At 69.9% G+C, this 23,342-nt stretch carries 14 protein-coding genes; 6 read left to right on the top strand and 8 right to left on the bottom strand.

Annotated features, from left to right (window positions below; genetic code table 11):
* Positions 1–8 precede the first annotated feature (8 nt).
* The 5 genes from AB0C20_RS15115 to AB0C20_RS15095 all read right to left on the bottom strand — a co-directional run bounded on the left by AB0C20_RS15115 (position 9) and on the right by AB0C20_RS15095 (position 4,476).
* Positions 9–1,499: a phosphatase PAP2 family protein gene (locus AB0C20_RS15115; protein ID WP_357568194.1), complete on the bottom strand. Its 1,491-nt coding sequence runs from the start codon at positions 1,497–1,499 to the stop codon at positions 9–11.
* Between the two features lie 70 nt (positions 1,500–1,569).
* Positions 1,570–2,571: a YihY/virulence factor BrkB family protein gene (locus tag AB0C20_RS15110; RefSeq protein WP_357568193.1), complete on the bottom strand. Its 1,002-nt coding sequence runs from the start codon at positions 2,569–2,571 to the stop codon at positions 1,570–1,572.
* The gene (locus tag AB0C20_RS15105; RefSeq protein ID WP_357568192.1) at positions 2,564–3,568 is read right to left on the bottom strand and encodes a diacylglycerol kinase family protein; all 1,005 of its coding nucleotides are present in this window, start codon (positions 3,566–3,568) and stop codon (positions 2,564–2,566) included. Before AB0C20_RS15105 ends, AB0C20_RS15110 begins: the two co-directional genes overlap by 8 nt.
* 93 nt (positions 3,569–3,661) lie before the next feature.
* Positions 3,662–4,240, bottom strand: coding sequence for a Clp protease N-terminal domain-containing protein (locus AB0C20_RS15100; protein WP_357568204.1), 579 nt, complete (start codon positions 4,238–4,240; stop codon positions 3,662–3,664).
* Positions 4,240–4,476: an HTH domain-containing protein gene (locus AB0C20_RS15095; RefSeq protein WP_007457155.1), complete on the bottom strand. Its 237-nt coding sequence runs from the start codon at positions 4,474–4,476 to the stop codon at positions 4,240–4,242. The genes AB0C20_RS15100 and AB0C20_RS15095 overlap by 1 nt, the downstream gene beginning before the upstream one ends.
* Before the next feature lie 144 nt (positions 4,477–4,620).
* On the opposite strand from AB0C20_RS15095, the gene AB0C20_RS15090 reads away from it, so the two are divergent.
* From AB0C20_RS15090 to AB0C20_RS15065, 6 genes are all read left to right on the top strand, one after another.
* Entirely contained in the window at positions 4,621–5,160 is a 540-nt protein-coding gene (locus AB0C20_RS15090; protein ID WP_238690953.1) for a PadR family transcriptional regulator, read from the top strand.
* The gene (locus AB0C20_RS15085) at positions 5,157–5,816 is read left to right on the top strand and encodes an ABC transporter ATP-binding protein (RefSeq protein ID WP_357568191.1); all 660 of its coding nucleotides are present in this window, start codon (positions 5,157–5,159) and stop codon (positions 5,814–5,816) included. Before AB0C20_RS15090 ends, AB0C20_RS15085 begins: the two co-directional genes overlap by 4 nt.
* Positions 5,817–5,887: 71 nt before the next feature.
* Positions 5,888–7,639: an FtsX-like permease family protein gene (locus tag AB0C20_RS15080; RefSeq protein ID WP_357568190.1), complete on the top strand. Its 1,752-nt coding sequence runs from the start codon at positions 5,888–5,890 to the stop codon at positions 7,637–7,639.
* A gap of 103 nt (positions 7,640–7,742) precedes the next feature.
* Positions 7,743–8,603 (top strand): universal stress protein, encoded by an 861-nt coding sequence (locus tag AB0C20_RS15075; protein ID WP_357568189.1) that lies wholly within the window; start codon positions 7,743–7,745, stop codon positions 8,601–8,603.
* 60 nt (positions 8,604–8,663) lie between these two features.
* The gene (locus tag AB0C20_RS15070; RefSeq protein ID WP_357568203.1) at positions 8,664–11,057 is read left to right on the top strand and encodes a phosphoketolase family protein; all 2,394 of its coding nucleotides are present in this window, start codon (positions 8,664–8,666) and stop codon (positions 11,055–11,057) included.
* A gap of 11 nt (positions 11,058–11,068) precedes the next feature.
* A complete protein-coding gene (locus AB0C20_RS15065) occupies positions 11,069–11,926 on the top strand; it encodes a universal stress protein (protein WP_357568188.1) in 858 nt (285 codons plus the stop codon).
* Between the two features lie 290 nt (positions 11,927–12,216).
* Here the strand turns inward: AB0C20_RS15065 and AB0C20_RS15060 are convergent, their stop codons facing one another.
* From AB0C20_RS15060 to AB0C20_RS15050, 3 genes are all read right to left on the bottom strand, one after another.
* Positions 12,217–12,633 carry a hypothetical protein gene (locus AB0C20_RS15060; RefSeq protein ID WP_357568187.1) on the bottom strand — a complete coding sequence of 139 codons (417 nt, stop codon included), beginning with the start codon at positions 12,631–12,633 and terminating at the stop codon, positions 12,217–12,219.
* Positions 12,634–12,654: 21 nt separating this feature from the next.
* On the bottom strand, positions 12,655–19,587 hold the full coding sequence (locus AB0C20_RS15055) for a polymorphic toxin-type HINT domain-containing protein (RefSeq protein ID WP_357568186.1): 6,933 nt from the start codon (positions 19,585–19,587) through the stop codon (positions 12,655–12,657).
* Positions 19,588–19,696: 109 nt separating this feature from the next.
* Positions 19,697–23,281 (bottom strand): LamG domain-containing protein, encoded by a 3,585-nt coding sequence (locus AB0C20_RS15050; RefSeq protein WP_357568185.1) that lies wholly within the window; start codon positions 23,279–23,281, stop codon positions 19,697–19,699.
* Positions 23,282–23,342 lie beyond the last annotated feature (61 nt).

Raw genomic sequence — 23,342 nt, 5'->3', positions numbered from 1 at the left:
GGCGGCGTCTAGTCGGCTCGGCCGGCCCGCGCCAGCTCGTCGTCGAGGGTGTCCACGTCCTCCGACTCGATGGCCGGTCGGTTGCCTTCCTTCAGGTCCTCGTTGGGGCGGATCACCAGGTAGAGCAAGCCGATCCAGAGCGCGGAGAGCAGGATCGCGCCCATGAAGTCGGTCGGGTGGTGCATCCCCCGGTACATCCGGGAGGTGGCCACCCCGACCGGCATGAGCACTGCCAGCGCCACGAAGATCCAACGCCACCACCGGTCGGTACGCGGGAAGACGACGAGGGTGATCGCCAGCCAGACGCAGATCGTGGCCGCGATGTGCCCGGACGGGAACGACGAGGTGGGCATCTGCCCGTCCAGGTTCTCCACCAGCGGACGCGGCCGGTCGACAGCACGGGCCGACGCCAGGAAGAGCGTCAACTCCCCCACCATCGCCAGCGCCACGAAGAGCACCGGGCGCCAGCGCCGCCACACCGCCAGCACCAGCGGGCAGAACACCAGCGAGATCAGCAGGATGGCATGGGTGTCGCCGAACTTGCTCCACCACCAGCTGACGTCGGTCATCACCTCGGTGTGCCGCTCCGCGAACCACTGCGGCACCTGAGTGTCGAGGGTGTCGAAGAAGGTGCCCTTGGCGTGGTAGCTGACGTACGTGCCGAAGCCGTACAGCGCGCCGAACACGATCACCCAGCCGACCAGCAGCTCGGCCACCGCCGAGCGGGGATGGGCCAGCACGTGCTCCTCGGCCGGGGCGGGGGCGATGTCGTGCCCCGCCTCCGGCTCCAGGCCCTCGGTCAGCGACGCCACCGGCCGCCCCCGCTCCCGCCGCCACAGTCGGAAGGCGTACGCGGTGACGCCCAGCCAGGCGGCCCCGAGCAGCCAGGCGGCCAGCACGTCGGAGACGAAGTGCACGCCCAGCGCGATCCGGGTCAGCCCGACCAGTGCCACCAGCACACCGACGCCGACGATGGCCGGCTTGCGCCAGCGGGGCGCCATCGCCGGCAGGAACACCAGCAGCAGCGCTCCGTACGCGACGAACGAGCCGAGCGCGTGCCCGCTCGGGAAGCTGTTGCCGGGCGCGCTGGCGATCGGCACGTCCACGACCGGACGGAGCCGGCCGACGAGCGTCTTCAGTGACGGGTCGAGGATCAGGCCGCCGACCCCCGTGATGATCAGGTAAACGGCGAGTCGGGGCTGCCGCCGGATCAGCAGCCCGACCACGGCGATGGTGACCAGCCAGATGAGGATCGGCCGACCGCCCAGGTCCGTCACCGCCTGGAGCACTGTGACAAGCGCGTGGTGCGGGGCGACGAGCCCGTTGAACCACTCGGCGAGCCCGTGGTCGACATCCTGCAACGGGCTCCACTGCACCCGGACGAGCAACAACAGCAGCCCGAAGGCCACCCCGGCACCGGTGACGGCCACCAGACCGGCAATGCTCCGTTCGGCGAAATGACCGATCGGACGGTGCGCCACCTCTTTGACCGCGGTCACCCCGCACCTCCCTTGTCGCCTCTGGCGAGGCGCTTTACCCGATCCGCGTCCGTCGTACACGCCGGTGCCGCTAGAGCGCCGACATGTCACCGGTGTCGTACAGCTCGGCGCGGTCCGGGTCGGGCTCCCACAGATCCGGTTGGGCGGGCTCCCGCGCACCGATGCGCAGCGCCTCCAGTTGGGCGGCGAAGGACAGCCCGCCGAAGAGCGCCATCCCGGTCAGATTGGCCCAGAGCAGCAGCGCCATCATGCCGGTCAGGGCGCCGTAGGTCTGCCCGAAGCCGTCGCTGAACCGCACGTACGCGGCGAGCAGCAGGCTGGCCAGCCACCACAGCGCCGTGGCGATGCCGGCGCCGAACAGCAGCCAGGACAGGCCGGGCTGGTTGCGGCGCGGCGCGTGCCGGAACAGCACGGCGACGGCGACGACGGTCAGCACGAGACTCAGCGGGAAGCGGATCACGTCCCAGATGCCGTTGGCGACAGCGCCCCACTCGTAGTGTTCGCGGACCGAGTCGCCCATCGCGCCGCCGCCGACCAGGATCAGGAAGCCGGCGAGCGCGGGCAGGCCGGCGGTGACGGCCAGCACGGCGGCCCGTAGGTACTTGCGCAGTGCCGGGCGGTCCCGCTCGACGCCGTAGATGCGGTTGGCGCCCCGCTCGATCTGGGCCATCGTGGTGGTGAGCGCGAACAGGCCGGTGAGCAGACCGAGGGTGAGCGCCAGCTCCCCGGCGTCCTCGACGCGTTCGCCCTCGCCGAGCAGCTCGCCGACCATCTGCGCGCTCTGGCCGGGGGTGAGCGCAAGGACGGTGTCGGCCACGACCTGGCCGCCCTCCTCGACGCCCAGCTCGCTGATCAGGCCGGTGAGGGCGATCAGGAACGGCACCACGGCGAGGCAGAGTTGCAGCGCGAATGCCCGGGAGTGGCTGAACCCGTCGCCGTAGCGGAACCGGATGAACGCGTCCCGCAGCAGGTGCCAGCCGCCCTGCCTGCGCAGTGTGTGCCAGGCGTCGTCGGCGGACAGCTCCTCGTCGGCCATCAGCCGGGTCTCCGGCACGATCCGGGTACTACTCACTGCGGGCTTCCTCAATCAGCTGCTCGCCCCGCTCCCCGGCACCTTGCGCGTCGACGGCCAGGTCGGGAGCGTCCTCGGGCTGGGGGACACAGAGCCAGAGCGCCTGCGGTCGGACCTCGGCCCGCAACTGGCGGCCCGGGGAGATCAGGTCGCCGTCCAACTCCCGGGGCTGCGCCCGGTTGCTGGTGACCACCACCCGCCGGCCCCGGAAAATCTCCAGCTGCGGCACCTGGCCGCTGCGGCGGATCACCGCCCAGCCGAGCGCGAGCCAGTGCCGCAGGTTGCGCGGGGTGAGCACGGCGACGTCCAGCCAGCCGTCGTCCGGCTCGGCCTCGGTCAGCAGGGTCACGCCGCCCTGCAGCCGGCCGACGTTGGCGATCAGGACCGAACGGGCCCGGCGGCGCAGCGGCGGCCTGTCGTCGATGCGGATCTGCACCCGCATCGGCCGGTCCCGGAGGTGGCGGGCAGCACCCACCACGTACGCGGGCCAGCCGATGCGGGCCTTTGTGGTCTCGTTCGTGGCTTCGAGCATCTGGGCGTCGAAACCCATACCTGCCATCACTGTGAAGTACTTGTCCTCGACGGCACCGACGTCGAGCAGCCGTCGGCCGCGTTCGACGGCGACCTGCAACCCGGCGGCCAGGTCGGTGGAGAGCCCCAGGTTGGCGGCGAGCAGGTTGCCGGTGCCCTGCGGCAGCACGGCGAGGGCCACATCGGTGCCGACCAACCCGCTGACGCAGGACATCACGGTGCCGTCGCCCCCGCAGGCGAAGACCAGGTCGACGCCGTCCTTGACGGCCTGCTCGGTCTGGCCGCGACCCGGGTCGTCGACTGTCGTCTCGTACCACTGCGGCGCGGGCCAGCCGGCCGCGGTCAGGGCGTCGTCGACGGTCCGCCGCAACTCGTCGAGATCGTCGACCTTGACCGGGTTGACCACGACAGCGGAGCGCAACCCGCCGTCGCCGCCCGAGGGCCGCCTGTCCTGTCCAGCATCCACGGCGCCAGTGTGCAGCACCCGGACGGCTTCAGCGACCCGGCGACCGACGCGCGTCGGAAGTGCCACAGACAGGTTTCAACCCGGCCCCACCCGTCAGGCCGCCGCCCGCAGTGCGAGCTCCACCCGCCGGCGCAGATCGTCGAGGTCGACCCCGGACTCGGTGAGCACCAAGGCGCCGAGCCCGTTGCCCTCCCGGAGCACCCCGAGCAGGATGTGCTCGGTGCCGATGTGGCGGTGGCGCAGGCGAAGGGCCTCCCGCAGGGACAGCTCCAGCGCCTTCTTCGAGCGGGGCGAGAACGGCCCGCCGAGGTACCGCTTCCGCCCCCAGCGGCGGCGTGGCGCCGGCACCGCCTCCCGTAGCGCGTCCGGGCCGAAGGACTGCTCGATGCGGGCCACGATCGCGGCCAGGTCGATGCCGATCTCCCGCAGCGCCGCCGCGTCCGCGTCGCCGAGGCCGGCGCCCCCGCTGGCGGTGTGCCGGCGGACGCGGTCGCGCAGGTCGTCGGCGCGCACCCCGGCGTCGGCGAGCACCCGGCTGGCCAGCCCGGCCTCGTCGGCGAGCAGGGCGAGCAGCAGGTGCTCGGTGCCGACCGGCCGCTGACCCTCGACCCGTGCCTCCTCCAGCGCCCGGCGCACCACGTCGCGCGCCCGGTCGGTGAACCGTTCGAACATCACGCCTCCCAGGATGAGTTGACCGCCGGTCGCCCGGCGTGCTTCTTGTGCACTGCCTGCCGGCTGACCTCGAGCGCGTCGGCGATCTCCTGCCAGGACCAGCCCTGCCGTCGGGCGTTGTCCACCTGGACCACCTCGAGCCGCTCGAGGAGCCGGCGTAGCGCGCGGACGGCGCGCAGCCCGACCCGGGGGTCGGTGCTGCCGGCTGCCGCCGCGAGTTCTGTCGCCTGACTCATGCCGTCAACATACGTTGACAGCGCGCCTCGTGTCAACCCTGGTTGACGAACGCTTGCCTGTTCCGTCCGCCGCACCCCACCACCGACTTGACAGCGCTATAGATAGCCGTTATCCATAAACGATCTAGACGAAGGATGTGCTCGGTGCAGGACGTGGTGTTGGCCATGCTGGCCAAGGAGCCGGCGCACGGATACCAGCTGCGCAGCCGGCTGCGTGCCGCGCTGGGCCCGCTGGGCGAGGCGATGAACGCCGGGCAGATCTACGTGACGCTGACCCGCCTCGGCAAGGCAGGGCTGGTGACCTCGCAGCGGGCCGAGGGCCTACCGGACCGGCCCGAACGCCGGGTGTACGCGCTGACCCCGGAGGGGCAGCAGCGAGTCGCCACCTGGCTGGCCGAAGTGAACTGGCCGAAGCCGGACCTCGCGGAGTTTCACCTCAAGCTGGTCGCTGCCGCGACAGCCCGGCTGGCCGATCCGGTGGCCCTGGTTGACGCCCAGCGGCGTGAGGTGCTGCGCCGGCTGCGCGACGCCCAACGGGCCGCGTTGGAGCGATCGGTGGATCCGGTTGCCGGGCTACTGCTGGAGGGTGTCGTGCTGCGGCTGCGGGCCGACCTGGAATGGCTGGAGGCGTGCGAACGCCTATGGGCTGAACTTGATCCGACCGGACGGAAGGCGGGGGCGTGACCGGGTCGACGGTATTGCAGGCGCATGGCCTGAGCATGCTTTACGGCGACGAGCACGCGCTGGTCCGCGCGGTCGACGAGGTCGACCTGAACGTGCCGGCCGGGCAGTCGCTGGCGGTGATGGGGCCCAGCGGCTGCGGCAAGTCCACCCTGCTGTACCTGCTCGGCGGGCTGCAACGCCCGACCGGCGGTGAGGTGTGGCTGGCCGACCGTCGGATCGACACGATGAGCGAACGGGCCCTGGCCCGGCTGCGGCGTGACAGCCTCGGGTTCGTCTTCCAGTCGTTCCACCTCATGGACGAGCTCACCGCGGTCGAGAATGTGGAGCTGGCCGCGCTGCTGGCCGGCCATTCACCAGGCAGGGCCCGCAAGCGGGCGATGTATCTGCTGGACCGGGTGGGGCTGGCCGACCGCGCCACGCACCTGCCCTCGGCACTGTCCGGTGGGCAGCGCCAGCGGGTCGCCATCGCCCGCGCGTTGAGCAACGAGCCGCTGGTCGTGCTGGCCGACGAACCCACCGGCAACCTGGACAGCGCCGCCACCCTGGACGTGCTGCGGCTGTTCGAGGAGCTACGCACCGCAGGACAGACCCTCGTGGTGGTCACCCACGACCCCCGCATCGCCGCCGGTCGCCGACCGGGTGATCGCCATGCGTGACGGCGCGTTCGTCGACGACAACCGACTTGCCAGCACCGCCACCGGCACCCTCTACGGCGGGCGGAGCTGACATGGCCGGCCGCCTCCTGCTCGTCTGCCGGCTGCTGATGCGCGACCTGCGCCGTCGCCGAACCGAAACCGTCCTGCTTCTGACCGCGATCACCGCCGCCACCGCCACACTGACCGTCGGCCTCACCCTCAACGAACTCGCGGACCGGCCGTACCAACAGACCCGGACGGCCACCGCCGGCCCGGACGTGATCGTGACACCCCGGGCCACCGGCCAGGCCGCACTGGACGAACTCGCATCGCTTAGTACCGGGGCCGGCGTCACCGATCACAGCGGCCCCTTCCCGATCGCCTACCTGACGATGACGGCCCACGGCAAGTCCGCGCACACCGTCGTGGCGGGCCGGGACACCGCACCCGCATCGATCGACCGGCCCGCCGTGACCGACGGCACCTGGGTACGCCCCGGCGGCGTGGTCGCCGAGCGCGCCTTCGCCGACGCCCTCGGCATCCGCATCGGCGACACGGTCAACATCGGCGGCCATCCGCTGCGCGTGATCGGGACCGCGGTCACCGCCGCGAGAGCGACGTACCCGTACGCCGGGTGGCACTATCCCGGCAGCGTCCTGGTCGAGCGCGGCGGCCTGGTCTGGGTCGACCACAGCAACATCGCCACGCTCGCCGGCAGCCAGCCCCTGTCGTACACCCTCAATCTCAAACTCGCCGACCCGGCGGCCAGCAGCACGTACCCCATCGGCGACCAGCTCACCACCTGGCAGGCGATCAGCTACCTCAACGGTCGGCTGTACAGCGACGCGCAGATCGCCCTGCTCGTCGGCAGCTGGCTGCTCAACGGCCTTGCGCTGGCCGGTGTCGCCGGCATCGTCGCGGGCCGGATCATCGGCCAACGTCGCCGGGTGGGGCTGCTCAAGGCCGTCGGCGCCGGCCCAGCCATGATCGCCGCCGTCCACCTCGCCGAGTACCTCGTGATCGGGCTTGCGGCCGCCGCCGCGGGCTGGTTCGCCGCACCCGCGCTGATCCGCCCCAGCGCCGGGCTCATCGGCTCCGTCAACGCCCAGCCACCTGCGCTACGCATGGTGGTCGCCGTCGTGGTCCTTGCCCTCGCGATCGCTGTGGCGGCGACTCTGGTGCCGGTGTTGCGCGCCGCCACCACCAGCACCGTTCACGCGCTCGCCGACGCCGCAACACCACCGCGGCGTCGGCGGTGGCGCATCTGGCTGTCACGGCGGCTGCCCACCCCCCTGCTGATCGGGGTACGCATCAACGCGCGCCGGCCGCGCCGCGCCCGGCTGGTCACCGTGAACGCCCTGATCACCACAACCACGCTCGTCGGCGTTTTCATGGTCAACAGCCAGGCGGTGCACTTCGACCTCGGCTACACCGAACTCGCCAACCCCCGGGTGGAACGGGGCGAGCAGGCCACGCTCGTGCTCACCGTCGTGCTGTGCATTCTCGCGCTCATCAACGCCGTCGTGAGCGCCTTGGGCGCGGTCCTCGACGCCCGGCAGCCACTGGCCGTCGCGCGGACGCTCGGTGCGACGCCCGCGCAGGCAGGCCTGGGGCTGGCGGTAGCGCAACTGCTTCCAGCCATACCCGGCGTCGCAGTGGGGATCCCGGCCGGCGTCGGGCTCGTTACGCTGGTCAGCACCGGCGAAGTCCAGTACCCACCCGGTTCCTCCCTGCTCGCCACCGCGCTCGGAGTCCTGCTCGCCATCGCCGCGCTCACCGCCATCCCCGCGATGGTTGCCGCACGGCGTCCGGTTGTGGACACACTCAGGTCCGCACCGACCTGACCGGCCGAGCCATCCGATCCCGCCCGCCACCGGGCACATCCGACTACCCTCAGTCAGGGACAGCTTGGTCGTGCCGGGCGCGACGCCCGGGAGGTGATATCGGATGGCCGCACCCGCCGACGCAGCGGTGCTGGTCGGCCTCGGGTCGGAACTCGACCTCCCGGTCGTCGAACAGGCCGCTCAGGAGGCCGCCGGACACGGCCGGCCACTGCACCTGCTGCACACCTTCGACTGGCGCGCGGCCTTCGCCGCGGACACCGTCGCCGCACCCCGGGACCAGGCCGAAAAACTGATCACCCGCGCCGCACAACTCGCCCACCAGACCGAGCCGGGGCTGACCGTACGCGGGGAGATCGTCGAGAGCGCGATGCTGCCCACCCTCATCCGCCGCTCGGAGGGCACCTTCCTGCTGGCCGTCGGCGACAGCGGCATGGCGGGCAGCGGCCAGTGCGTTCCGGCCGAGACGACCGCCGTGCAGTTGGCCGCGCGCGCCGGCTGCCCCCTGTTGGTGGTCCGACGTGAGCCGCCGCCGCAGGGCCCGGTGCTGGTGGGCGTCGACGGCTCGCCCAGCTCACACCTCGCCCTGCAATGGGCCGTGCGGTGCGCGGCCCGCCGGGGCGGCCGACTGCTGGCGCTGCGGGTGGTCGAGTACGACGAGGACGCCGACGCGGTAGCCGAGCAGCTCACCGAAGCACTGGACCGGCACACCGGCCGCGACAACACGGTGCCGACCGAGTGCCGGGTGGTACGCGGTGACCCCGCCGACGTGCTGATCGACACGTCCCGCAACGCGCAGGTGGCGCTGGTCGCCGCCCGCGGCGACGAACCGGGCCGGGCCATGCTGGGGGCGGTCGCCCAGTCCCTGCTCTACCACTCCCCGGCCCCGGTGGTCGTCGTCCGCGGCCTGGCCGAGGCGCCGCTGACCGCGCCCGACGCCCGCCCGGAGCGGGACAAACAGCCCTGACCCGGGGCGTCCGCAGTGGCCAGGCTGGACGCCCCACTCCTACCCGCGAGAGGCAGCATGATGGAGACCGCTCTCGACGTGCACCACGCCCTCACCGACGACGAGCTGCGCCGGCTGGACGCCTACTGGCGCGCCGCGAACTACCTCACCGTCGGGCAGATCTACCTGCTGGACAATCCGCTGCTGCGCGAGCCGCTGACCCCCGACGACATCAAACCCCGGCTGCTCGGGCACTGGGGCACCAGTCCCGGTCTCAACCTGATCTACGCCCACCTCAACCGGGTGATCGTGGCGCGCGACCTCAACGCCATGCTGGTCACCGGCCCCGGTCACGGCGGACCGGCCATCGTGGCCAACACCTGGTTGGAGGGCACCTGGTCGGAGCGCTACCACGACGTGGCCCGCGACGAGGCCGGGATGTCCCGGCTCTTCCGCCAGTTCTCCTTCCCGGGCGGCATCCCCAGCCATGTCGCGGCGGACGTGCCGGGTTCGATCCACGAGGGCGGCGAACTCGGGTACGCGTTGAGCCACGCCTACGGCGCCGCGTTCGACCACCCGGACCTGCTGGTGGCCTGCGTGATCGGCGACGGCGAGGCGGAGACCGGGCCGCTGGCCGGCAGTTGGCTCTCCGACGTGTTCCTCAACCCGGCGCGCGACGGCGCGGTGCTGCCCATCCTGCACCTCAACGGCTACAAGATCGCCAACCCGACCGTGCTGTCCCGGATTCCCGAGGCCGACCTGCTCGACCTCATGCGCGGCTCGGGCTACCAGCCGTACGTGGTGGCCGGTGACGAGCCCGCCCGGGTGCACCGGGCCCTCGCCGCGACGCTGGACCGTGTGCTGGGCGAGATAGCCGAGATCCAGCGGCGGGCCCGCTCCGGAGGCGTCGTCGAACGTCCCCGCTGGCCGATGATCATCCTGCGGACGCCGAAGGGCTGGACCGGCCCGCGTGAGGTCGACGGCACCCAGGTGGAGGGCACCTACCGCGCCCACCAGGTGCCCCTGTCGGGCGTACGCGACAACCCTGCGCACCGGGCCGAGCTGGAGCGCTGGCTGCGCAGCTACCGGCCGGAGGAGCTGTTCGACGCGACTGGCGCGCCGGTGGAGGAACTGCTGACGCTTCCACCGCGCGGTGACCGGCGGATGAGCGCCAACCCGGTCACCAACGGCGGCGTGGTGCTGCGCGACCTGACCCTGCCGGACTTCCGCGACTACGGCGTGGAGGTTCCCGAACCGGGTACGCCGATCGCCGGCGCGACAGGGGTGCTCGGCCCCTGGATCCGCGACGTCATCAGCGCCAATCCGGAGACGTTCCGGCTGTTCGGCCCGGACGAGGTCGCGTCCAACCGACTGGGTGCGGCGTTCGAGGTGACCGACCGGGCCTGGGTGGCCGCCACGGTGCCCGGCGACGACCACCTTTCCCCCGACGGGCGGGTCATGGAGGTGCTCTCCGAGCACCTGTGCCAGGGCTGGCTGGAGGGCTACCTGCTGACCGGTCGGCACGGCGTGTTCACCAGTTACGAGGCGTTCATCCACATCGTCGACTCGATGCTCAACCAGCACGCCAAGTGGCTGAAGGTGACCCGGGCCATCCCCTGGCGGCAGCCGATCGCCTCGCTGAACTACCTGCTCTCCAGCCACGTCTGGCGGCAGGACCACAACGGTTTCTCCCACCAGGACCCGGGCTTCATCGACCACGTCGTCAACAAGAAGGCCGAGGTGGTGCGGGTCTATCTGCCGCCGGACGCCAACACGCTGCTCGCCACGATGGACCACTGTCTGCGCAGCCGGCACTACATCAACGTGGTGGTGGCCGGTAAGCAGGCCGCCCCGAACTGGCTGACGATGACCGAGGCGATCCAGCACACCCGGCGTGGCCTGGGCATCTGGGAGTGGGCCAGCAACGACGGCGGCACCGAACCGGACGTGGTGCTCGCCTGCTGCGGAGACGTGCCCACCCTGGAGACGCTGGCAGCCGTCGAGCTGCTGCGCCAGAACCTGCCGACGTTGAAGGTGCGTCTGGTCAACGTGGTCGACCTGATGCGGCTCCAGCCGGACACCGAGCACCCACACGGCCTGACCGACAACGAGTTCGACACCATCTTCACCGAGGACCGGCCGGTCATCTTCGCGTACCACGGTTATCCGTGGCTGATCCACCGACTCACCTACCGCCGCAGCAACCACGACAACCTGCACGTGCGCGGCTACAAGGAGGAGGGCACCACCACCACTCCGTTCGACATGGTGATGCTCAACGACCTGGACCGCTTCCACCTGGTCATCGACGTCATCGACCGGGTGCCCGGGCTGGCCGCCAGCGCCGCGCACCTGCGCCAACGGATGGTCGACGCCCGCCAGGCGGCCCGCGACTACACCCGCCAGTACGGCGAGGACGACCCCCAGGTGGCCGAATGGCGCTGGGTCCGCGAAACCGACCCGACCACCCCCTGAAGGAGGACGACGTGCGCGACGCGGAGATCCTGGTCGGCTACGACGGCTCCACCGACGCCTCGGTGGCCCTGAACTGGGCAGTGGAGGAGGCGCGGCACAGCGGTCAGCCGGTGCGGCTGGCGTACGTCTTCGAATGGCTGACAGTGGCCAGTTGGGTCGGCCCGGGCGTGGCCCCCGGCGTGTGGCCGGACGACACCGCCCGTCGGCAGGTCGAGGACCTGGTCCGCAAGGCCGCGGCGGACGCCACCGCGGCCAACCCCGGGCTGCGGATCACCGGCGAGGTGTACGACGGGCCGCCCGCGCTGGTGTTGCAGGAACGCTCGGCCGAGGCCGGGATGCTGGTGCTGGGCAGCCGGGGTCACGGCGGCTTCGGCGGCCTGCTGGCCGGGTCGACGGCGGTCTCGGTCGCCGCGCACGCCCACTGCCCGGTCGTGGTGGTCCGGGACGGGGCCGACAGCGCCGTGACCGACACGTCGGGCCGCCAGGTGGCGGTCGGGGTGGACGGCTCGGAACCGTCGCTGGTGGCGCTCGGCTTCGCTGCCGAACGGGCCGCGCAGCGGCAACTGCCGCTGCGCGTCCTGCACGCCTGGACACCGGGCCCCGGCGGGGCGGCCGGGGTGCCCGACGAGCGGGCCGCCGTGGAGCAGGCGCTGGAGCCGTGGCGGCGGACGTTCCCCGAGCTGGCGGTGACCGTCGACCTGGCGTCGACCAACCCGGCCGCGATGCTGATCGAGGCGAGCCGGGACGCGCGGCTGGTGGTGGTCGGCAGCCGCGGCCGGGGTGGGCTGGCCGGAATGCTGCTCGGCTCGGTCAGCCAACAGCTCATCCAGCACGCCCACTGCCCGGTCGCGGTCGTCCGAGAACGCTGACCAGCACCATCGACCGACGACCTCCGGGGATCGACGCCCTCGCCGGTACGCGACGAGCCATTCCCATAGAGGCTAGGTGCCCGACAGCAACCCGGTCACCCAAAAGCGAACGCCGACGCCCAGTGCAATGCTCTCATCGCTCTTCGCTATCGACCGATCCTCCGCGACTGTTCGCCGAGCCAGGCATTCGCACACGGGAGCGGCAAACGTCGACTCGACATCTGCCGCTCCCACCGCCTTCGGGTCGACAAGCACCCGCGAATAATCCTGCTCAACAAGATCAATTGACGCTAGATTAACGGTCCGTCCAGAATCTCGTATTCACAGTAGAGACCGACCAAGTACTGCTTCGAGTATTCCCCACCTTGTGCAATGTTCTGCGGCAACCATTCGTCCGGTCCGGGATCAAGGTCAACCACGCATCGACCGGGAGAGCAGTCAATATTCAACCCGTCCGACAGAACTGTGTACGAGTACTTCGCACTCGATGCGAACTGATATTCACTGACTCCCTTGACGGTCAAGCGCACGAGTCGCCATTCGTTTTCAGCGCTCGCGTCCATCACCTGAATCTCAACTGAAGCGGTACGATCACCGACCGGAACACGAGGTAGGTGCAGGCGAACTCCCGTGATAACACCATCCTCGAAGCGAATGAACCGCTCCAGGAATGATTGGACATCGCGTTGCTCGAGTCGCGCAGACACCTAAATTGTCCTCCTGTGAGCTCATGGCCTTAAATTCCATCCCGGCGGAAGGTCCCGACCCGGAATATGCGCAGCACCCGCACCATGACCACCACCCGGCGTACCGGGCGGGTCAATGATGTGGCCATGTGGACCGCCTGTTCCATGGTCCTTAAAATCATAGTGCCCAACCGCATCGCCATCGCCATTGTAGATCGTGTTCTGTACTGGGGTTCCATCGCCGCCCGTCCGAGTGTGAACGGAATTCGGTTCCCCACCGGTCCAGGGGGGCCGACCCGTTCCAGACGTATGACCACCTACTGGGAGCCCATCGCCGTCGAGCGGGATCCTGGCATCGACCGGGCCATAAGGTCGATCCGCCATTGACGGTGCGGGCGTGAAGCCGTCACCGCAGTTGTGGACGAGTACCGGTGTTCTACCGGCTACCACATAGTACGTGTGGATGTCCGCGACCGTGAGGTCGTGCATCGCCTCCAGGCCGGCGTACGACCGGACGGCCTGGACGCTTACCGCCTTGCCATCCAGGGCCCGCAGCGACTCGCCGACCTGCACATCCGCAGCGTCGATCCAGTCCTTCCGGTCCTCGCTCCAGAACGGGTGGTGCTGCGTGGTCTTGATGACGGAAGGCTCTGCGCCGGCCACCGCGACGGTCAGGTCCGTCAGGTCCGCATCCTCGTTGAGGTGGGTGCGGGTGACCTCACGAGCCGCGGTCTTCCCGGTCTCCGGGTCGGTGGCCAGGACCAGGTCGCCTTCTTGCAACTCCTCGATGGCTTTGTAACCACCGCCGGCCAGCACGACCTTCGTCCCCGGTGCGAAGCTGTGCCGTTTGACCAGGCAACTCTCGGCAGCCTCCAGGACGTCGTCGGCCCATTTTGTGTCCTCGGACCACTTCACCAGGGCCTTGGCCGCTTTGCCGAGCACCTTGGCCATCGGTTTGGCCTTGCGAATGACTTGGGCGGCCTTGCCCATGGGCAGCATGCCGGCAAGCGTGTAGACGCAGGCCATCAGATTGCCGTGGATGCAGTCCAGGATGTCGTTGATGCCGAAGAACTCGAGCAGAAGCTGACCACCGGCCTTGATGATGATCGAGATGGCATTCTGCTTCTTGACTTCCTTGGCCCGCTTGATCTCCTCGTCGGTCGGGCCGCCGTTCTTGCCGCCGCCCTTGCCGCCCTTGCCGCCACCGCCGCCGTTGCCGCCACCAGCCTCATGCGCGGCGTGCGCCTCTGCCCAGTCGTCGTCGCCGCAACTGCCGCCGCAGCCGTCGTTGTCGCCCGCGACCTCGACGTAGTTGCCGTACATGTCCTCGTAGTCGGCACCCGGGCCACAGGCGTCGTCGGAGCAGGACCGAAGGCCGGTCGGGTCGGAGAACGTGATCGGGCTGTTGTTGCTGTAGGCGTAGGCGTTCCACTGCTGCGGGTCGGCCAGGTCCTGCACCGGGTCGACCGAGATGAACCGCCCGAGACCGGTGTCGTACTGCCGGGCCCCGATGTTGGTCAGGCCGGTCGGGTCCTTGTCGCCTCCGACGAAGCCCTTGTTGTTGGTCCACTGCGGCTGGCTGCCGCGAGGATCGCCGTACGGGGTCTGGCGGCGTACGGTGACCGCCTGCGACGCCGCGTTGATGCCGGTCTGCTGGGTGCCCTGGTGGTCGGAGTAGAGCCAGGTCAGCGCGCTCGGCGTACGGTTACCGACCATCTTGCCGGCGAAACTGTAGTAGCGGGTGCCGGTGAGGACGGAGTTGTTGTCCCGCCGGATTTCCTGGCCCGGCAGGTAGAGCGTGCTGCCGGTGGCGTCACGCCGGATCAGGCGCGCGCCGTCGGCGTCGTAGATGTTGGTCTCGACGGTCTGACCGCCGACCTTCACAGTGGCGAGCTTGCCCTCGGCGTTCCACGTGAGGGTCTGCGAGTTCGCCGCCGTCGCGCAGTTGTTCGCGGTGGTGGTCGCCGGCCGGCAGGTCATGTTGCCGACGTTGTCGTAGGCGTACTGGGTCGTGACGGCGGCTTGGCCGGGCGCCTCCGTGGTGACCGAGGTGACGGCGTGCGGCCGTACGACGTTCTTTCCGCTGGTCGGCGTCGTGTAGTCGCGCTTGGTGTCGCCCGCCGCGGTGTGCACCTTCTCCGTGCTGCGGTTGCCGACCGCGTCGAGGGTCCACTCGTGCCAGTACGGTGCCGGCCCGCCAAGGTTGGGCACACTCGGATCCGCCGCGCAGTCGACACCCGTCTTGGGCGTCCAGGCGTTTGTCATCCGACGCAGGTCGTCGTAGCGGAAGCACTGGGTGTCCGCCGTGCCGACCTGTGGGGTGTCCTTGATCCAGAGGATGTTGCCGATGGCGTCCCGCTTGTAGTTGGCGTCCACCACGGTGCCGGCGCCGGTCTCCGGCTTGACCGTCATCCGGTCGACGCGCCGGGTGGTCAGGTCGTAGTAGGTGTTGTCCTCGACGTACACGCCGCCGTCGGTCTTGCGGGTGGTGAGGGTCGGCTCGCCGTACTGGGTGTACTGCTGGCCGATCACGTAACGGCCCACGTTGATCAGGTTGGTGGCCAACTCCGTGGGCAGACCGGTCGTCGGGTCGTACTTCGTCTCCACCTTCTCGGTGGTCAGGCCGCCACCACCGGGATAGGTGATCGACGTCGGGCTGCCGTCGTACGGGGAGTATCCGTAGGCGTAGGACCAGGTCCCCGCGATGTTCTGAGCCTCGTTGGTGGGAATGACGTAGTTCGCGCCGTCCGGCTGGTAGCGGTCGGTGAAGTCGCTCACCTGCCACTTGTAGGCGTTGGCCGACCCTGCGGACTCGTACCGGATGCTCTCGGTCAGTTGACCGCGGACCGTCTTGCCGCTGTAGAGCTTGTCGTACTTCCACTCGGCCAGCTTGTTGCCGGCCGCGATGCTGCCGGCGTAGAGGCCCTTGCGCCGCCCCATGGAGTCGTAATCGTTCACCAGGACGTTGTTGGCGGCGTCGGTGGTCTTCTCCACCTGGTCGTACTGGGTGTACGACGTCGTGGTGGTGCCCTTGTCCGGGTCCTTCGCGCTGATCTGGCGACCCTTGACGTCGTACGCGTTCACCCACTCGTTTCCGCCGGTGTCCCGGACGAGGGTGAGCTGGTTCTTGCGGTTGTAGGTGTAGGTCGTGACGATGTCCGGCTTGACCTGGGTCTTGTCGGCCCGCTGCCGCAGCTCGACGGTCCGGCCCTGCACGTCGGTCTTGGTGGTGGTGACGGTGCCGCCCTCCGGCGGGGTCACCACCGTGGAGTCGCCGAGGTACTCGGTCCTGGTGCGCCACTTCTCGACGAGGTTGGTGATCCCGTCGGTTCCGAAGAACACCTGGTCGGTCGCGCGGGAGGCGTTGTCGTAGACGGCCTTCGACACGGCCGACACCGACCACTCCGGCTCCCACCAGAGCGCGCCGGCGGGCGCGCCCGGCTCGGCGTGCGCCTGGTAGGTGGTCACTGCCCGACCCGTCGCGTCGTAGAGCGTGTCGGTGACCACCCGGTCGCCGCCGACGCCGGCACTCTGCGTCTGGCGGGGCCGCAGGAAGGCGTCCTTGATGTCGTACGACGTCAGGTAACCGCCGCCGGCGTTGAGCACCCGGCTCCTGGTGTACGGGTAGGCGTCCCGGTTGGGCGCGTACGAGTAGGTGTAGTCGACCGACGGGCTGGTCGGGTGGGCAGTGCGCGGCCAGCCGACCGCCCAGCCCTTGGCGAGGCGACCCATCGGGTCGTACTCCATGTCGGCGAGCCGACCGTTGTAGTCCTTGGTCTGGATCGGCTGACCCCAGTAGGGCCGCGTCTGGATGGTGTTGACCCAGTCGACGCTGCCGCCGTTCGGATCCGGGGTCTTGGTGGTCACCGTCATGACCGGCCCACCGGTCGCGGGGGTGTACGCCGTCGTCACCGTACGGCCACGCGCGTCGGTGGCGGTCTTCGGCCGCCCGTACACGTCGAAGCTGGCCTGGCTCAGGGTCTGCCAGACGGTGCCACCGCCGACCGACCAGTCCTGGAGCCGGTCGATCCGGGTGACCTCACCCCGGCTCGGTGGGGTGTCGACGCTCGTCGCGCCGTCGTAGAACTTACGCTCGTCGGCGACGATGTCGTCCTGGCTGGCCGGCGGGGTGGCGCAGGGCACCGCCTTGACGGTGATCTGCTTGACCGTCTGGATCAGGTTCGCGCCGGTGTTGCGGTTGTACAGGTAGGTGGTGCACGTCTCGTCGCCGGCCTTGGCGACGTCACCGTCGGACTGGATGGTCTTCGTGCTGCCGTAGGCGCCGTCGAAATCCGACACGCTGCGCGACGTCCGCCAGCCGGAGGCGCCGTTGGCTCCGAGCGCCACGGCGTTGTAGGTGATCGCCGTGTTGACGTACCGGGCGGTGACCGTGTCCTTGTTGATGGTGCGGGTCGCTGTCGCACCCGAACGCCACGGCACATTGACCGTCTTGCTGACCGGCTTGGTCTTGGTGCCGTTGTAGACGACCTGCTCGCGGACCATGCCGGCGAACTGGTCCTCGTCGTACACCGTCTCACCGCCGAGCGAGGCGCCCACAGTGACGGTGCGGGTGTCACCGTTCGCGTTCAGCCGGTCTCCGTGCATGCCCCGCAGGAAGGTCGTCTCGGTCAGGGTCTGCGCCGGGGCGTCGCCCTTGCGTACCTGCACCTGGCCGAAGCCGCGGAACTGGTTCCACGTCTTGTGCTTCGGCTTGACCAGGCCGTTGTCGTCGGCGTAATGCCAGGCCGGGTTGCCGATGTAGTCGTAGTACGTGTTCTGCACCGGCTGGCCGTGGTCGGTGCTGCCGACCTTGACCATGATGTCGGACTCGGAGACCTGCGTGACGACGTACTTGTGCCAGTACTCGGTGAGGTCCTTGCCCGGTTCGTACGGGTCCGGCCCGACCACCGGGTAGCAGAGGCGGGTGTTGTTCTCCGGGGAGGACGGCAGGCTGCTGCTCTTGCAGTCCTCCTGGCTGTACGTGACCTGGATCTTCCCACCGGTCTCGGTGATGATGTTGCCGATCCGCATCCGGTTGTTGCTGGTGTTGTTCTTGCTCAACACCCGGTTCCGCTTCGAGATCGGCTCGAAGGTCACCGGCGGCATGACCTCCGTGCCCCCGACCAGGCCGCTGTGCACCAACGAGCCCAGCCACATCCCGGCGTGGTCGCTGCCGTCACCCACCGGCGGGTAGGTGTGGCCCAACGTCCAGGAGTCGACCAGTTGCCAGTCGTCGGGCGTCTTGGTGGTGTCCCAGACCTTCGTGGTGACGGCCGACAGCCGCTTGGTGGTCCAGAACGTCGGGCCGTAGTTCTCCTTGCAGTCCGCCGCCGCCGCCGTGCACTCCTGGTCCCAGGGAACGTCCTTCCAGTTGCCCCGGTTCGTGCAGTCGACGATGCAGCGGTTCGCGACGTCGAGGACGACCTGGGCCAGCGGCTGGACCGAACGGTCGGTGGTGCCACGGTCCCAGGTGCCGTAGTCGATCCGCCGCAGCGAACCGCCCCGGGTGTAGAGCGCCTTGTTTGTGGACGTGGCGTTCTTGGCGTAGTAGTTGTCCTCTTTCTCGTACCAGTACGACAGCGTGTTGCCACGGGGGTCGACGACGTAGTCGAGGTTCCACCGCCAGGTCTGGTTGCAGAACGACGAGGTGAACGTGCCCGCGTTGCACGGCTCATTCGTGTGGTTGCCGGCGACCGGGACGTTCCACGCGGAGTTCGTGGTGGTGCTCTGCCCCGGCAGGCTGTTGAGGCCGAAGAAGTACTGCATGCCGTCGGGCGTCGTCACCTTCCAGTGTTCGCCGTCGTCATCGCCGTTGGCGGCATTGAGCTTCTTCTCGATCTTCGAGCCGTCCTCGTTGCGGCTGTGCCAGCCCTTGCCGGTCTCGAAGATCAGCTCCCCGCCCCCGCCGTTCAGCGACATGGTGGCGTTGTCCGACCGCCAGCACTGGTCGCCCGTACGGTTGGTGCTGTTGTTCCCGCCGCTCATGTCGTCGGCGCACGGCACGTAGCTGCGCTCGATGTAGCCGGACCAGAGGCTGAAGCCCTCGCCGGCCCAGGACGGCTGACTGTTTGACGCGTCGGACTGTCCGTCGACGGCGTCGGAGGTGTAGGAGAGGCCGAGGCTGGGTGCCGGGCCGCCGATCGCCGGCGGCATCCGCATCGGGTACGACCAGGAGAAGCCACCGGTCGAGGTGCCCGCCGACCAGGTGGCGCTGGCCGCCATCGGCGTGGCGGAGAAGTCACCCTCCGGACCCGAACTACCCGCGGCGAGTGCGACCAGTGTGGACGCCGCCCCGGTGGAACGCGCCGTCGAGGCGCCAGCGGTGACCGGTACCTCGGCGCTGACCGAGCCACCGTCGTTGCGGGACACCAACGGCGTCGCGGCACAGTCGGCCCGCTCCGGGGTGCGCAGTCCACACTCCGGCACCTGGAACAGCCGCAACCGGGATGCCCAGTCGCCGCCGAAGGCGTCCCGGAAGCTCCGGTAGTCCACCGAGACGGTGGCCGCACCCGGCTGACCGGGGGCCGCCGACGAGGTGGTCGCCGAGCCCTGGCCGGCGTCGTCGACCCGCAGCACCAACCCGTCGCGCCACCGCGCCGGCACCGTCGCCCGGTTGAGCAGCTCGACCGAGACCGCAGAGGTCCGGGCACCCGCCGCACCGGCCGCCTTGGTGACCGACACCGGCAGCGCGCCGACCCGTACCGTCGCCGGCGCGGATCGGCCCTGCCCAGCCGGGGCCTTCGCCGGGAGCGTCACTGTCGCCTTGCCCGGCTTCGGCCACACCGGCGCGGCCGGCTTAGCGCTTGGCACCTCCCGGGTGGGCCATGCCTGGCCGTCGGCCGTGGCGCCGTCCTTGTCGAGCTTCTCCCGTTGACCGGTCTGGGGCTTGGGGCTGGTCGGCGCGGCCTGCGCCGGGACCGACAGCCCGGTGACGACGAGCGCCCCACTGAGGATCCCTGCCACGATCGCGTGCATCCGGCTATGCGGCTTATAAGTCATTTTGGCCCGGCTTTTGGGGTAGCGAGTCACCATGCCTCCACTCACGAGGTGTCGTGCTACGGGTAGCTGAGGGGGTACGAGAGCGTCAGTCCTCGGGTGCTTCCACCGACTCCGGTGACTCCGCGTCGAAGAGCGTCTTGACCGCCACGCCGGTCAGCGCCCCCTGATAGAGGCCGAGCTTGTCGATGTCGCCCTGCCAGAGGTCGCCCCAACGCGGCGTCCCGCCCACCGGGGTGAAGCGGGCGGCACCGACGACGAGCGGACCGGTCGCGTTGAAGGCACTGGTGAAGGCGCCGCTGCCGTAGCCCTTGATGCCCTCCTGCTTTCCGTTGACGTAGAGCCGGACCTCGCGCCGGGACGCGTCGTAGACGGCGACCAGATGCGTCCACCTGGCCCGGTCGTCCTCGGTCAGGGCCCGCAACGACATCGGGACCTCCACGGTCTGGCCCGAGATGACGTCGTCGTCGACACCGAAGACGCTGAGACACCACCGGTATTCGGTCGTGCTGCCCACTGTGAAGGCCCGCTGGCCGAGGTAGAAGGCCGACTGTTGACTGCCGGCCTGGCTGACGGCGGTCATGGTGCCCAACGCCTCCGCGTCGGGTCGGACCCAGACCGACACGCTGAAGGACTGATCGGTACGCAGCACACGGCCGTCCTGCCAGACCGGGTTCTGCGGCTCGGCGAGATTGTCCTGTGAGCGCCCGTACTCCACTGTCTGCTGGGCGGGATCCTCGATGCCCTGCCGGTCCAGCGCCAGGAACTTGTCATCGGACAGCGAGCCGAAGTCGACGCCCTGGGTCAGCGCCAGTCGGCGGCCGAACTGGCCGTCCTCCGGCGCGCTGCACAGCGTGGGGTCGGACGACTCCTCGTAGCAGGGCTTGCCGTTGGCGAAGCTCCAGTCACCCACCTTGACCGCCGCGAGCATCCCCGGCTCGTCGAAGCCACCGGAATTCGGGTCCTCGGCGAGCTGACCGGTGAAGTCGTGCGCGACCAGGACCCGGTCATAGACCTGCACGTCGGCCAGGTTGCCCTTGAACCAGTTGATCGAAGAGCCCGCGGCCCACCCGCGACCGACGGTGAAGATGCCGCCCGCGTTCCAGGCCGTAGCGGTCCGGGCGACCTCGCCGGTGAGCGTGCCGTTGACGTACAGCCGGACCTGTCCGGCGGTCTTGTCGTAGACGCCGGCGAGGTGCGTCCACCGACCGACGTCCGCGGCGGTCAGGGCGGTACTGACAGCGGGTCGGCTGGTGCTGGTGGTCAGGTCGGTGTCCTTCATGAGGAACGACCAGCGGGGCGTCGCCGGGGAGCCCTCCAGTCGCGTCCCCAACTGGAACCCCGTGGTGCTGGTGCCCGCCTGCGCGGCGACGACCATGTCGCTAGTGGTCGGGAGCGCCCCCAGTCGCACCCAACCCGCCACGCTGAACGACCTGGTGGTGTCCAACACCGGTCCGGCCGTCGCCAGGGCCGACGAGGTGCCGTTGAACGAGGCGGTCTCACCACGGATCATCCGCAGGTCCCCCGTCCACGAGACGCTCCCCGAGGACAACGGGGTGCGGCCCGACGGCGCGGACTGCTGCATGTCGTCGAGCGCGTCGGCCGCCGTGACGCCGGGGTACGTCTCCAGACCCCAGCGGGCGACAGCCGGCGCCACACGCGCCGCGGTGAACTCCAGCGAGCCATGGCCGACGTTGCCGGCGCCGTCGGTGGCCGAGACGTAGAGGGTGTTCAATCCGTACTTCGGCACCACGAGCGAGACGACCGCCTGCATCACGCGGATCGGGGGGTACGGTGGCACGTTCACAAGGCCGCTGGTCGCCGCGATCGGTGTGGTGGCCGGGCTGACCCAGCCGTACGCGACCTTCGTCACCGTGAGGTCGGTGGACCGGATCGTGAAGGTGGCAGTGCTGCCCGGCACCGTCGATCCGCCGCTCAGCACGGCGGTCACCGGTGGGACCTTGGTGTCCGCCAGGAACGTGCACCAGTCGGACCAGACGCTGGTCTGACTGTAAGGCGCGGGGTCGGTGGCCCTGGCACGAAACGCGTACTTGACGCCCTCGCCGGCCGTGGTCGCGGCAGTGGTCGAGCGCCCTCCGGCGGGGACCGACGCCCCAGCGGGAGCGGCCCGGCGCGGCGTCGAGGCGTCGATCAGACCGTTGGCGGGCACCTGAACCCACTCGTACCCCGTCGTCAACGCCTGCGTGCCGTCGGCGTCCGGGAAGATCGCGGAGAACGTCGGCTTCAGCGTGCCGATGACGAGCGTCGTGTTGGCCGGGCAGGCCACACCCGCGATCTGCAGGTTGTTCGGCTTGCCGGGGATCGAGTCGAAGTCGACCACCAGCTTGGCGTTGCCGGGGAAGAACTTCTTGTACCGGTCGGTGGTGCTCTCGCCCGAGCCGTCGGTGGCGCTACAGGCGCAGAAACCGAAGGTGATGTTGGTGGCGCTGCTCGTCGCGGACGACTGGATCACGCTGGTCACCGCGGACCCGCCGAAGTTGACGGTCATGTCGGGCTGCGGGGAGTCGGAACACCCGGAGCCCTCGTTGGCGTGCGAATTGGCCGAGGACTTCAGGCCGATCAACTTCGGTGCCCACTTGGTGCGCGGCGTCGAGGCGATACCCCCCGAGTGGTACAGGTAGGTCGGGGTGTTGCCACAGGACCAGGAGTGGTCCACCTTCATCTGCACGTACGCCGACTCGATGTGCTTACCCCGCACCGTGGTCAACGGGAAGTCGAAGTAGGACCGGTACAGCTTTCCCGAATCCGGGTCTCGGCCAACCCGGGCGACCGAGGTGTCGGTGTTGTTGCTGTTGTTGTTCGTCGAGTACGCCCAGCGTGACTTGCCGGTGGACCAGGCCGGGTCGATGTAGACCGGAAAGGTGGCGTTCCCCGGTGCGAGCAACGTGGTGTCCGGACGCAGGAGCAGGTCCCCGTCGGCGACCTCGACGACGACTGCGGCGGTTCGTGCCGTGTCACCCGGCGCCGCCGCTGACGACGGCCCACCACCGGAGCCCGACTCCGTCGCTGAGGTCTGCGTCGAGCGGTTGCCCGCCGGCGCGGTAGCGGCACGGGAGTCCCACATGACGGCGTTCTCCGCGGCGGCGAGGACCTCGTCGCCCGCCACTGCGGACAGGTTGCCGTCGCGCCCTCGTACCACCTGCGCGTCGCCACCCAGGTCGAAGCGGAGCTCGCGCAGGCGCGGATCCGCTGCGGCCTCGGGGGTCTTGACCACGAAGACGTGCGTGAAGCCCGTCCGGGTGGCGCGCAGCACGAGGTCCGTGCCCGGCAGCACCTCCGCGTAGGTCGCGGCGTCGCCGGACACCGACGGGCGGGGCAGGCCGCCCGGCCACGACAGGGAGAACGACCTGCCCTGCCGGGACAGGACCACCGCCGCGGCGGCTCCTCCGTCAGAGAAGCGCACGTCCGCGACTGACGCCGCAGGCCGCCAGCCACCCGAATCCTGGATGAGCGTGAGGTCCACGTCAGCCCAGGAGCCGTTGGCCCGGTGCACACGCTGCGGCTGCACCGCCATCTCGGCGGTGAAGTCACCCGACGGATTCGCGAAGACCTGGGTCAGCTCGGTTCGGGCCGACGCCACCTCCACCCGCTGGCCTGAGCGGCGCGCCGCAGCCGCGGCGGACCCCGCGTCGGCCGCCTCGGAGACGCCCACATCCACATGAGCGACCTGACTCAAGATTTGCTGGACGGCCAGGACCTGGCCCCCACCGCCC

Source organism: Micromonospora sp. NPDC048843, assembly GCF_040649965.1.
GTDB classification, from domain to species: domain Bacteria; phylum Actinomycetota; class Actinomycetes; order Mycobacteriales; family Micromonosporaceae; genus Micromonospora; species Micromonospora hortensis.
The sequence above is the reverse complement of the archived record's forward strand: the minus strand, read 5'-3'. Positions and strand labels throughout refer to the sequence as shown.

What these genes read in the sequence shown, in the direction of transcription:
- AB0C20_RS15055 (WP_357568186.1), bottom strand. Translation starts at nt 19,587, where the DNA reads ATGCACGCGATCGTGGCAGGGATCCTCAGTGGGGCGCTCGTCGTCACC.
- AB0C20_RS15095 (WP_007457155.1), bottom strand. Translation starts at nt 4,476, where the DNA reads ATGAGTCAGGCGACAGAACTCGCGGCGGCAGCCGGCAGCACCGACCCC.
- AB0C20_RS15075 (WP_357568189.1), top strand. Translation starts at nt 7,743, where the DNA reads ATGGCCGCACCCGCCGACGCAGCGGTGCTGGTCGGCCTCGGGTCGGAA.
- AB0C20_RS15100 (WP_357568204.1), bottom strand. Translation starts at nt 4,240, where the DNA reads ATGTTCGAACGGTTCACCGACCGGGCGCGCGACGTGGTGCGCCGGGCG.
- AB0C20_RS15080 (WP_357568190.1), top strand. Translation starts at nt 5,888, where the DNA reads ATGGCCGGCCGCCTCCTGCTCGTCTGCCGGCTGCTGATGCGCGACCTG.
- AB0C20_RS15070 (WP_357568203.1), top strand. Translation starts at nt 8,664, where the DNA reads ATGGAGACCGCTCTCGACGTGCACCACGCCCTCACCGACGACGAGCTG.